This is a genomic window from Pirellulales bacterium, from assembly GCA_033762255.1.
In the GTDB taxonomy this organism is placed as follows: Bacteria; Planctomycetota; Planctomycetia; order Pirellulales; family JALHPA01; genus JANRLT01.
The window spans coordinates 20,621-30,451 of record JANRLT010000031.1; the positions used below are offsets into that span (position 1 = coordinate 20,621).

9 protein-coding genes are annotated in these 9,831 nt (G+C 55.5%); 4 read left to right on the forward strand and 5 right to left on the reverse strand.

Going from position 1 to position 9,831, the window contains the following annotated elements; genetic code table 11:
- Window positions 1–38: 38 nt before the first annotated feature.
- Complete coding sequence (locus SFX18_09580) at window positions 39–596, reverse strand: ECF-type sigma factor (protein ID MDX1963392.1); 558 nt, start codon at window positions 594–596, stop codon at window positions 39–41.
- Between the two features lie 360 nt (window positions 597–956).
- Here SFX18_09580 and SFX18_09585 point away from each other — a divergent pair, with 360 nt between their 5' ends.
- The 4 genes from SFX18_09585 (at window position 957) to SFX18_09600 (ending at window position 4,615) form a co-directional block, all read left to right on the forward strand.
- The gene (locus tag SFX18_09585; GenBank protein MDX1963393.1) at window positions 957–2,024 is read left to right on the forward strand and encodes a hypothetical protein; all 1,068 of its coding nucleotides are present in this window, start codon (window positions 957–959) and stop codon (window positions 2,022–2,024) included.
- Window positions 2,025–2,223: 199 nt separating this feature from the next.
- Window positions 2,224–2,871 carry a hypothetical protein gene (locus tag SFX18_09590; GenBank protein MDX1963394.1) on the forward strand — a complete coding sequence of 216 codons (648 nt, stop codon included), beginning with the start codon at window positions 2,224–2,226 and terminating at the stop codon, window positions 2,869–2,871.
- Between the two features lie 45 nt (window positions 2,872–2,916).
- On the forward strand, window positions 2,917–3,744 hold the full coding sequence (locus SFX18_09595; protein MDX1963395.1) for an arginine deiminase-related protein: 828 nt from the start codon (window positions 2,917–2,919) through the stop codon (window positions 3,742–3,744).
- A gap of 670 nt (window positions 3,745–4,414) precedes the next feature.
- Window positions 4,415–4,615, forward strand: a complete 201-nt coding sequence (locus SFX18_09600; protein ID MDX1963396.1) for a hypothetical protein — start codon at window positions 4,415–4,417, stop codon at window positions 4,613–4,615.
- A gap of 112 nt (window positions 4,616–4,727) precedes the next feature.
- On the opposite strand, the gene SFX18_09605 is transcribed toward SFX18_09600, so the two are convergent.
- From SFX18_09605 to SFX18_09620, 4 genes are all read right to left on the reverse strand, one after another.
- On the reverse strand, window positions 4,728–6,494 hold the full coding sequence (locus SFX18_09605) for a DUF6666 family protein (protein MDX1963397.1): 1,767 nt from the start codon (window positions 6,492–6,494) through the stop codon (window positions 4,728–4,730).
- A gap of 322 nt (window positions 6,495–6,816) precedes the next feature.
- Entirely contained in the window at window positions 6,817–7,968 is a 1,152-nt protein-coding gene (locus SFX18_09610) for a PLP-dependent aspartate aminotransferase family protein (protein ID MDX1963398.1), read from the reverse strand.
- Between the two features lie 53 nt (window positions 7,969–8,021).
- Entirely contained in the window at window positions 8,022–8,375 is a 354-nt protein-coding gene (locus SFX18_09615; GenBank protein MDX1963399.1) for a four helix bundle protein, read from the reverse strand.
- A 51-nt stretch (window positions 8,376–8,426) separates the two neighbouring features.
- A complete protein-coding gene (locus SFX18_09620; GenBank protein ID MDX1963400.1) occupies window positions 8,427–9,677 on the reverse strand; it encodes an aminotransferase class I/II-fold pyridoxal phosphate-dependent enzyme in 1,251 nt (416 codons plus the stop codon).
- Between the last annotated feature and the right edge of the window lie 154 nt (window positions 9,678–9,831).

Consider the following 9,831-nt stretch of genomic DNA (forward strand, 5'->3'; position numbering starts at 1 on the left):
AGATTTTTTTTAATTCACTGAATTGCCCGGTAAAATATTCAGCTTTTCCCCAGCTTGCCAAACAGCCAGGCCCGCGCAAATGTCCAGTATCGCTGGGCCGTCGCCCGCGAGATTCCCTGACAATCGGCCGCTTCTTCCAGGGTCAGGCCGGCAAAAAACCTTAATTTGATATGCTGGGCTTTGTCCGGAAAAGCGATTTCTAATTCCGCCAGCGCGTCATTCAGCGCCAGCAGATCGAGTTGTTGGGTGTCGATGGGAGCGGCAATTTCTGGCAAATCGACCCTTTCCAGATCTCCCCCTTGCTTTCGCGTGGCACGGCGGCGGGCCGCTTCGATCAGGATGCGGCGCATCGCCTCGGCCGCCGCGGCAAAGAAATGCCCCCGTGAATTCCATAGTTGCGGAGTTCGCACATCCACCAAACGCAAATAGGCCTCATGCACCAACGCCGTGGCATGCAAGGATGGCGCCTGGTGTTCATGTGACATTTTGGCGGCGGCCAACTGGCGCAATTCATCATAAACCAGCGGCAGCAGTTCCGCCGCCGCGAGAGGATCCCCCGCATCGATCGCGCTTAGAATTTGGGTAATGTTCGGCATTTTTGCCCGATGCTACCTGGCTTAGCTGAAAAAACCTTTTGCTTCAACGGCATGTGGCATAGTATACGGTAAATTACACTCCCCCAGGCGGTGGAATGACCCGTGGTCCCGGAATTTTCGGCATGTTACGATCAATGGTTCATCATTTTCCTCCTTCTATGCGACATATAGAGTTACTTTTAGCTTATGAGGAGTTCCCACATGCAAGAAAAAAGAATTTCTTACACCCCGGAGCTGCCATTTTGTCAGGGATTGCTTGTTTTGTTCCGCCGGAGAGACATTAACTACCTGAACTAACACCTACGGCCCGGAATTATTTACCGCACCTCTTAGATAGCTTGCCAATAAAAGGAAAATCCAATGCCACGATTAGTGATAAGCATTTTTGAGACGTTTCCGACGATTTGCTGGCTGGTTTGCTTTGCTTTGTTAACCCAGCCCGGAAAGGCCTCGCTTTCCGCCGAAATCTTGGAACCCCCCCCTTTACGCGTCTATTTTGTCGGCAATAGTGTCACCGACACGCTGAAGTATGGGTTATTTGCGGATTTGGCCAAAAGCCAAGGTCGGGAACTCGTCTGGGGGAGGCACGTCATCCCCGGCACGCCACTGTTTTTGCCGCTCAAGCTGGCCGAGGAAGGGAAAGAGTCCGGTTTTGTCGAAGAACCATTTGGCGATTGCAAACGCGCGCTCTCCAACCACACCTGGGACGCGATCTGCCTGCAGCCGTTTGACCGGTTGTTGACAAATATTGACGAAAAATCCGGCGTCGATGCCGAAGGGGATCTGGCCACGATTAGTCGCTTTATCAAGCTGGCCCTGCCCAAAAGCCCCGACGCGCGGTTTTATTTGTACGCCCGCTGGCCGCGCATTACCATCAACGGTAAGGACCCCGGCTACGACAAAGACGCCTACGATAAAAATATTCGCGGGGTAAGTCCTGTGACTAGCCCAGCCAACGCCAATCCCCCCCTCTCCTCCAAAGGAGAGGGAATATCAGGCAAGTTTGACGACTTTGGCGAACGTTGGAATCGCAAGTATACCGGTGGGTGGGACGGCAGCAACGAGACGCGAGACTACTTTGAAACTCTAACTCGCAAAGTGCGCGAGGCGCATCCCGAACTGAAAGATCGAATTTTGCTCATTCCCGTCGGCCATGTCATGCACGAACTGGACCAGCAAATGAAAGCGGGCAACGTCCCGGGGCACAAAGGCGTCATCGAGGACCTGTACGTGGATGGCATTCACCTCAATAACAAAGGGTCGTTCTTGGTGGCCAGCACATTTTATGCGACCATCTTTGGGGCCGATCCCGCGAAATTACCCGCGAAAACTTATGAAGTGAAGGATGCGGAATTTGTCACCGCGCTCCAACCAATCATCTGGAAAATTGTTCGGGAGCATGAACTGAGCGGTGTAAAACCGCGCTAGTGATATGTCAACAATACGTTTTGGGATGAGCCCTTGGGTGCTAGCCCACGGTTGAAGCGGTAAAAAACCTTGGGCTAGCGCCCAGCGGCTGATATGCCTAACTCAAATCTTTAACTGTTACAAAGCGCTAGAATTCTCTTCAAATGATATACTGTAGCAAGTATTTGAGACCAATATCACGCTTACCGGAGTATCGCCCATGCCTGCTGGCAAACTGACAATCGCGTTTTTGACCCTGGTACTGGCATTCCCGGGCTGGCTGTATGGCCAAGCGGGAACGCATGCCCTGTATCAGGACATTTACATTCCCGCAGGGATCAATTTGCATGTTGGCCTCGACCTGGGGGGCGGATTTGCGTTTGGCAGTTTTGCGGATGCTGATAATGACGGGATTATCTCGCTGCCTCGAGTTCCGGAAGGAACCCGCGTGGCGATCGGTTTTCCCGACACCGCACACGAGGATTGCCTTATCTATACCACGGTTGGAACCCAAGTCGCTACCGGCAATACTTTTGAGTTGCCACTCTTTGGCCGGGTGGGGGATGGACCCTTAGGAGCCGAACTATTTAATCTTTCTCCCCCCACGGCCACACTACAACCTGGCGATCGGTTCACGACCGTAAATGGGCTATTTGCCGGCTGGCCCAATGTGCGCTGGTTCGACCCCACGGGCGTGCCGGACTTTGCCACGTTTACCCAGCGTGTCAGCAACTTGCCCGCGTTCAACGGTGAATTGCAGATTACGGAATCGTTTGTGCGGTTTAGGGTCATCCCCGAACCAGGGGTATGTTACACGTTGGTGTTTGCAAGCCTGATTGCTGGATGCGTAAGTTGGCGGCGGTGGTGAAAATTTGGTAATATAATAATTTAACCATAAATGCGAGGATCGGCGATGAAACCTCAACCCCGTATCCTCATGTGCCCGCCGGATTATTACGGGATTGAATACGAGATCAATCCCTGGATGAGTCGTTCGCGTCCCAGCGATCTCGAACTGGCCCAGCGGCAATGGCATGCCCTGCGCGACGCCCTCTTGACCGCCGGGGCGACGATTGAGCTACTCACTCCCCAGCCTGGACTGCCGGACATGGTGTTTACCGCCAATGCCGCGCTCATCTATCAAACCAAGGCCATTTTGGCCCATTTTCATCACGCCCAGCGGCAGGGGGAAACGCCACACTGCGCCGCCTGGCTGACGGAGCAGGGATTTGAAGTGCAAGACCCGCCGGAAGGGCTGGACTTTGAGGGAGCGGGGGACGCGCTCTTTTGCGGTGATACGCTGTACGCTGGTTACCGCATTCGCAGCCATGCCCGCGGACACCAACTCATCGGCCAGCAATTGGGCGTGCGGGTGATCCCGCTGGAATTGGTGGATCCATATTACTACCACATTGATACGTGCTTTTGCCCGCTGGCGGCGGGCGTAGCGATCTACTTTCCCGGTGCGTTTGACGATTACGGTCGCGCGGCCCTGACGGCGCATATTCCCACGCTGATTCCCGTGGCCGAGGACGAAGCCCGCGCGTTTGCCTGTAATGCGGTAGTCGTGGACCGGACTGTGGTCACAAATAGCGGCTGCCCGCAACTACATGAGGACTTGCGTAGCCACGGGTTTGAGCCGTTCGGTACCCCGCTGGGGGAGTTTGTCAAAGCCGGCGGGAGCGCTAAATGCCTGACACTGCGCCTGGATGGGGAAGAAGCGGCAGGGTGGCGGGGGTAAGGGGCAGGGGAGAAGGGAGGATGGGAGAAAGAGACTAGAGACTAATTCGCCATAAAGCGGCGAGGGAACATAGCCGTAGGGGACAGCCTACGGTAGTCAATCCTATTAAGCCATATGCCCGCAGGGGGACGGATTAACTAAGTTCCAGCTACTCTTTTAATCTCATGGCATCTGGCCGCTGTGCTTACTAGGAACGAGTTCCTAGGGTAGCCCGAGGGGGCGATTGCACTAAAGCCATATGGTTAAATTTATATTGATCAATGCCACTTTCCATCCCCGCATTTCGGATAAATATTGTTTTTTTTGGATTTGAACAATAAAATGCAGAATTAGAGTTAATGAAAACTTGAAGTAAATTCGTTACTTGTGATAACCACGGATAGGCGTGTATGTTACTTCGATTTTATGAAGACCCGGAGTCGGGTTTACCCCATATTTACGCTCATAATGTTACAGAGGTAGAGGTGGAACAAGTATTGCGATCTTCTGGTGAGGAGCTTAAGGGTAAAGACAATTCCAGAATTAAATTGGGACAAACACGCGCAGGTCGCTACCTACAGGTTATTTACGTTTTTGATGAGACACCTGACAGTCTGTTCGTGATCACAGCTTACGAATTAAGGGGCAAGTCCAAAACCGCGTTTCGGCGCCGTCAACGGAGAAAACCACGATGACACAGCAAAACCTGCCACCCGGTTGGGATGCGGAACGGATTCGCAAAGTCCTACTCCACTATGAAACCCAGACGGAAGACGAACAATTTGCCGAAATTGAAGCCGCTTTTGATGACGATAGCACAATCATGATGGCCGTTCCCGCGGAACTTGTGCCCGAAGTGCGCGAACTCCTTGCACGCCGGCAGAGCGCTTAGCAGAATAATTAGCAGGTCCGCCATCTTTGTCCCAAGTTATAAATGTCCACACTCCGCATCACAGGGGATTGTGATGAGTACACTTTTCATCACAGGCTTGTGATGAGTACACCTACCGCACGATCAGGCTGGAATTATCCGCCACGTTAAAGAGGGGCCGGAATCGGCTGTGTCCGGCGCAGGTCGAATCGTTCCCCAGATACCACACCAGCGACAGGCCGACATTCCACGCTTCCTGGTCGTTGGTCTCGCTATCTTGCGGGGCAATGTAATTGAATTGGCTTTGCAGGGCCAGCGCGGGTGAAATCGGCAGGCGAAAATCCCCGCCAAAAATCCCTTCCGAATTATCCGTAAACCCCGCGAACAACCGCGCTTCGCCATTCATAAAGGTCCGCTGGCGGATAAAAAAAGCGTATTGCTCCAGCGTTTGATAGCTGCGCTGTGAACTCGTCCCCTCGATTTGATCCGTCTGGACATTGCTCGAAAACATAAATCCCAACTCGCGGCGCTCAAATAAAAAGCTCAGTTCGCCGCGGACTTGCGCGACTTCGATGTCTTGGTCAAACGTGTCAAATAATTGATCATACACCACGCCATATTGCCAGCCATAACCGTCCATCTGCCGCCGATACAGGCCCGTTGTCAGATAGTATTGCTGCCGATCCTGCGAAAACGATTCGCTTTCATTCAGATTTGTCTGCGTCGCCAGACCGCCAAATTGAAATCCAATTCCTTGGGCGCACCACAGGGGGCTTCCCCAGTTAAATCCTTCGCTAAATCCAAAATTACCATTGACGCCCCGGTCCAGCGGACCCTTAAAACCCTGCACACCCGCTTGCAGCGTCAAATCCTGGTCCCAATACCAACCGCAGCATCCACCGCACGTGGGCGTGGGATCGCAGCCAAACGGCCCATGATCACAGGGATCGCATCCACCCACGATACAATGCATGAGCATCCGCACGCCGTGCCGCAGCCGCCGCAACCGGGGGTGGCGGTGCCCGCACGGGCCATTACCGCACCCACACATGGCGCAGTCTCCGGCGCACGAATCACAATAATCCCCACCGGGCGTTCCGCCGCAATCCTGGCAATCAGCGCAGCCATCCATGGCATCCTGCCAGTCTTGGGTGGGATCGATATCCAATCGATGCGGTTCGTCCGACATGCCATAAGGAGCGGGGACAACCTCAATCTCTCCGGGCAACTCCGGCAACTCGTTCGCGGAACCCCGTGGTGGTGATTTTAATACGCTGTTTCCCGTACCCCGTTGGGGAGAGTTGGGCGCTGTTGTCATTGGGGGATTGGCCGGCGCGGCATTTTCACGGGGCAGGGGGCGCGCTTCGGGAAAGTTCGGATCGAAGGGGGAAGATGGGGAGGCGGAATTTCCAGAACCCCCATCGTTAAACGGATTTTGCAAATCGCCGCCCGGGGATTGACTGGCAAGGGGCGTGGGTACGGTTTCCACCGGGGGAACGCCAGGCGCAGCGCGATCGATGGGCTTGGCTCCGGCTTGCAATCGGCCCGCCGTGCGCGATTGCGAGGTCTCCGCCGGATAGGTCGATGTGGCGGGGCGGGTGTAATGCTGGTTGGCCAGTCGATAACGCTCGGCCGCGTGGGAAAGGGACCCAGCCGCGGGGGCGAGAGGCCGCGCCTGGCGGATGGCCGAGTTGGGCAGCGTGCGGGGTTCGGCGGGAGCGCGATGTGGCTCCCCGGTCAGGTGCTGCGCGGGCCGCACCGCCTGATCATAGCCTTTACTTTCTTGAGAGAAAGAGCCCGCCCGCGTCGCGGCGGAAAGTGAACCCGTCGGCTGGGACGTGCGCCGCCAGCGGAGTGCGTCCGCCTCTTGCGCGGCCAAACTACCCGCGAACAGCCACATCCCGCACAGCAGAGCAAAAAACCGCCGCCGGTGGCGCGCCCCGCGCGCAGCCAAAGCATGAAGTAGACGGCAGAGCATCTGGGTGTGGCGCATGCGGCAAACCTGCATATAAGGCTAGCAGTGGCAAACTGGATTTGCCACGCTAGCATAGGGCGCCCACCCTGGGATACGTGTGCGAGCCATTCAAGCTCGACGGCCATATTATCGGCGACAAATATGGCAAACTTTAACGATGGGGTAAGAATTGCGGCATGCTATCAACATAACTGGGTTGGTAGAGCATGACATCACATGCGAAACAAATCCCCAACTGATTTTGGAATTAGTAATTCATATTTTGTAATTGCGTCCCCAGGTCTTCCCGCAGATCTTCAAACGCCTCTAGGCCGACGGATAGCCGGATAAGGCCGTCGTTGATGCCATTCGCCAGGCGGGCCGCCGGATCGTAGCTAGCATGGGACATGGTGGCGGGTTGTTCGATCAGCGATTCCACCGCCCCCAGGCTGACCGCTAGCTGAAACAGCTTCGTCGATTCGCAGATATTTTTGGCGGCCGCCAGATCCCCCTGAATTTCAAAGCTAAGCATTCCCCCAAATGCCCCGTCCATCTGCTTGGCGGCGATCGCATGCCCGGGATGCGTTGGTAAACCGGGGTAATACACGCTCCGCACCGCAGGGTGCGTGGCCAGCCATTCCGCTAGCAAAAGCGCCGTGCGGGATTGCTCGCGCACGCGCAGTTCCAGGGTCTTTAACCCGCGCGAGCAGAGGTAAGACTCCAACGGCCCCAGCACGCCCCCCGTGGCGTTTTGAATAAAATGTAAACGCTGTTGTAATTCGGGGTCGCGCGCCACCAGCGCCCCGCCCAAGAGATCGCTATGCCCGCCGATGTACTTAGTCGCGGAATGCATCACGATGTCGCAGCCCAGTTCCAGCGGCCGCGTGAGGGCGGGTGTGGCAAACGTGCTATCAACGGCGACCAATAACTGGTGTTGGCGGGCGAACTGCGCGCAGGCCGCCAGATCGGTGATCGACAAGAGCGGATTCCCCGGCGTTTCCAGCCAGAGCAACTTGGTTTGGGGAGTGATGGCGGACAGCAGATTGTTCACATCCGTGGTATCGACCAGAGTCACGGCGATGCCGGCCCGATTGCAAATTTTGTGCAGCAGGCGGTAGGTGCCGCCGTAAATGTCCCGCCCGGCCAGGATATGGTCCCCGGCGGAAAGCAGCATCGTTACGCAGTGCGTGGCGGCCATGCCACTGGCAAACGCCAGCGCGCCAACGCCTCCTTCCAGGTTGGCCAGCGTGGTTTCAAACGCGCGGCGGGTGGGATTGCCCGTGCGGGAATAGTCATATTCCCGCCATTCCCCCGCGTGATGCTGGACAAACGTGCTGGCCAGGTGTAACGGGGGGACAACGGCCCCGGTTGCGGGATCGGCGTCGTTGGCGGTGTGTATGGCGCGGGTGCGAAAAAGCATGTCAATTACGAATTAAAAATGAAGAATTAAAAATGAATTGCAAGCGTGGCGACTTAAGATGACTTGCTAGATTTGAGAATTGCGACCATGATTTTACACAACTCTTGTGCATCCGCATAAATACTCCCAAATTCATTCGCCTTCAAGTATCCCGTGTCTTTGAGAAGCCGCAACCAATAATTGGTTTCTCTCGCTTCCTTATATGCCACCGAAAGCTTCGCAATAAAATCCGCGCGAGTTTGCCCTCCGATTGCTTCCTCTACATTCGCTCCAATCGCCGTGCCACTTCGCAAAGCTTGCTTAGATAAAACAAATTCTTGCTTGGCTTTGGTAAGGTGCTGATACAGCTTGACCATACGAATCGCAAATGCATAACTTTTCGCTTGGATCACATTGTTTTGTTTCATTTTGTATAATTCTCCTTCTGAAATTTTTAATTGATAATTTTTAATTGATAATTATGCGCGCAGCGCTTCCCCCAAGTCCCCCACCAGGTCTTCCGTGTTTTCGATCCCCAGGGCCAGGCGGACCATGTTATCCGGGATGCCAAATTTTTGCCGGTCGGTGGGCGTGTAATCAAAATAACTCATCACCATCGGCTGTTCGATGAGCGATTCCACCCCGCCCAGGCTGGGGCCGATGCGGGGAATCTTGACCCGGTCGATCACCCGCGCGGTGGCTTGCCAGTCGGCGTCCTTCACAAAGAATGTCACCAGTCCGCCAAAACCGCGCATGGTGCGCCGGGCCACCTCGTAAAAGGGATGGCTGGGGAGGCCGGGATAGAGCACTTTTTCCACGCGCGGATGCCCGGCGAGAAATTCGGCCACGGCCTGGCCGTTTTGGTTGTGGCGCAACATCCGTAGTTCAAACGTCTTTAGCCCGCGGGAGAGCAAATAAATATTTTGCGGCGAATTGATCGCCCCCATGATCCCCCGCAGTTTGCGCACCGGCTCCAGCTTTTCGGCGGAACCGGCCAGCACCCCCGCCAGCAGGTCATTATGCCCCCCCAGGTATTTCGTGGCCGAATGCAGCACATAATCAATCCCCGCGCGGATCGGCTGCAGGTTGTAGGGCGTCCCCAGCGTCGCATCGATCAGCGTGTCAACCCCATGCCGCCGCCCGATCGCGGCAAAGCGTTCCAAATCGACAATGCTTAGGTGGGGATTGGTCGGGGATTCGCTGATAAGCATTTTAGTGCGGGGCGTGATGGCCGCTTCCATCGCCGCGTAGTCGCAGGCGCGGACCTGATGCGTCACCACGCCAAACCGCGACAGGTGCTTCGCGCAGAATTCGCGGCTGCGGTGATAACACTCGTCAAAGAAAATCACCTCGTCCCCGCTATTGAGCTTGGTCATCAGCAACCCCACCAGCGCCGCCATACCGGTGGAAAATAAGAGCGCCGTCTCGGCATGGTCAAGCGCGGCTAGCTTGCGCTCCAGGCTTTTTTCGCTGGGATTGCCATACCGCCCGTATTCCTCGCGCGGCAGCTTCTTTTTGATAAATTCGATAATCGACGCCGTGTCGGTAAAAGTGTACGTCGATGTGGCAAAGATCGGGTCGGTCATCGAGTCCCCCGGCTTTTGCCGCAATTCGCCCGCGTGAATGGCCAGCGTGCTCAGGCCCGCCTCGGTCGAGACTTGTTGCAAATCCAAATCGGCGGCCCCAACGGACGGAGGATTAGCGGAGACGGGGGCAGGATCAATTGGCATGGATAAGACTCCCAAACACGCGCGCGAACGTGGTTATCAAGGATAACGGCCGGAAAGACTTTCTTACGCGCAACAAAAAAGCCGCGGCAAATCTCCATCTGGATCTGCGCGGCTAGGAACATCATTCGTCTGACAACAGGCATCGAAAACAATC

Bases quoted from the DNA above. Each gene is read 5' to 3' on its own strand.
- SFX18_09600 (MDX1963396.1), top strand. From the start codon at position 4,415: ATGACACAGCAAAACCTGCCACCCGGTTGGGATGCGGAACGGATTCGC.
- SFX18_09585 (MDX1963393.1), top strand. From the start codon at position 957: ATGCCACGATTAGTGATAAGCATTTTTGAGACGTTTCCGACGATTTGC.
- SFX18_09595 (MDX1963395.1), top strand. From the start codon at position 2,917: ATGAAACCTCAACCCCGTATCCTCATGTGCCCGCCGGATTATTACGGG.
- SFX18_09615 (MDX1963399.1), bottom strand. From the start codon at position 8,375: ATGAAACAAAACAATGTGATCCAAGCGAAAAGTTATGCATTTGCGATT.
- SFX18_09610 (MDX1963398.1), bottom strand. From the start codon at position 7,968: ATGCTTTTTCGCACCCGCGCCATACACACCGCCAACGACGCCGATCCC.
- SFX18_09605 (MDX1963397.1), bottom strand. From the start codon at position 6,494: ATGTGGCTGTTCGCGGGTAGTTTGGCCGCGCAAGAGGCGGACGCACTC.
- SFX18_09620 (MDX1963400.1), bottom strand. From the start codon at position 9,677: ATGCCAATTGATCCTGCCCCCGTCTCCGCTAATCCTCCGTCCGTTGGG.
- SFX18_09580 (MDX1963392.1), bottom strand. From the start codon at position 596: ATGCCGAACATTACCCAAATTCTAAGCGCGATCGATGCGGGGGATCCT.
- SFX18_09590 (MDX1963394.1), top strand. From the start codon at position 2,224: ATGCCTGCTGGCAAACTGACAATCGCGTTTTTGACCCTGGTACTGGCA.